The 986-nt window shown below is 62.4% G+C and carries 2 protein-coding genes; both read right to left on the reverse strand.

The annotated features are described in order from the left end of the window. Positions 1–329 (reverse strand): DUF3275 family protein (locus HMPREF2924_RS00280; protein WP_116803087.1); only part of this gene is annotated, 329 nt, incomplete at its 3' end. Between the two features lie 56 nt (positions 330–385). Continuing rightward, complete coding sequence (locus tag HMPREF2924_RS00285; RefSeq protein WP_003099791.1) at positions 386–736, reverse strand: hypothetical protein; 351 nt, start codon at positions 734–736, stop codon at positions 386–388. Positions 737–986 lie beyond the last annotated feature (250 nt).

A 986-nucleotide genomic window follows, 5' to 3' on the forward strand; every position in this document is an offset into this window, starting at 1 on the left:
TGCTGGATCGCGGGCACTTCGTCGAGCGGATCCACCTCATTGCCAGAGAGACGCTCTGCCTCCTCGTCGCTGAGGTTGTCCACGTCGTCCAGCGTCATGCTGTCCAGCTTGGCGCGGATCTCGACGACCAGCCGGCCGCCGGTGGTGTAGTAGGAGGGACGGATCTCGGTGATGGCGAAATCACCGCGGTACTTGCCTTCGATGTGCTGGTCCAGGAGAGCGTCCTTGATGACGAACTCCCCGATCGAGGTCGAGAGCTTTCCCACGTTGAACTCGCCATTGCGACCGTTGATGGTTCGAATGGCCAACTGGCCGGGTATGTTGATCATGGCGTGACCTGCGAAAAGGATGATCCCGCCGAAGCGGGATCGTGGTGAGGGGAGAACTACTCGGTATCCGGGTTGCCCGGGAGGCTTTCTTCCTGCAGCTCGATGCGCAGGTAGGAAGGCTCATCGGACGGCTCGACTATCGAGAGGACCAGCAGCGCGAGCGCGCGGTCCTGCCCCTCTTCCTCCTTGTGGTACAGGTGGAATTGGATGTGCTTCGCGGTCGGCTGGAGCGAAAGCTCCTGCCAGGCGGTTTGAACGACACTGGCCAGCCGGGTGCCCATCTCGTCGACCCTGGCAGGGTTGGCGAGATAGACCAGGCGCAGCCAGGCCGCGTTGGTGAGAACGATCGGGAGTTTGAGGTACGCAGCAGTGTGGCCTGCGCTGGAGTGGTTGTTGAGAGAGGTCATGAGAGGTCTCCGAATACGCAGGCCTCTCCCGCGGGGATGAGGTCCCCGCGTGGGTGGGTAGGATGCACTCCATCACTTGCGTGATGCGACCGCGCTGCCGAGTGCTGTGGCGGTCTTGGGTGGGTTAGCGCTTGCGCGCCGGAGCCTTAAACCCTGGCTCCTTGGGAGGCGCTGTCAACGACAGCGAGCCAATTCGAATTCGGGGGCTGGCGGGATTTCCCGCCGGCCGGATTGCTCAATCGTCATAAAG

It is taken from the genome of Pseudomonas sp. HMSC063H08 (assembly GCF_001813645.1).
GTDB lineage: Bacteria > Pseudomonadota > Gammaproteobacteria > Pseudomonadales > Pseudomonadaceae > Pseudomonas > Pseudomonas aeruginosa.

Coding starts and splice junctions, on each gene's coding strand:
- HMPREF2924_RS00285 (WP_003099791.1), bottom strand. CDS start 736: ATGACCTCTCTCAACAACCACTCCAGCGCAGGCCACACTGCTGCGTAC.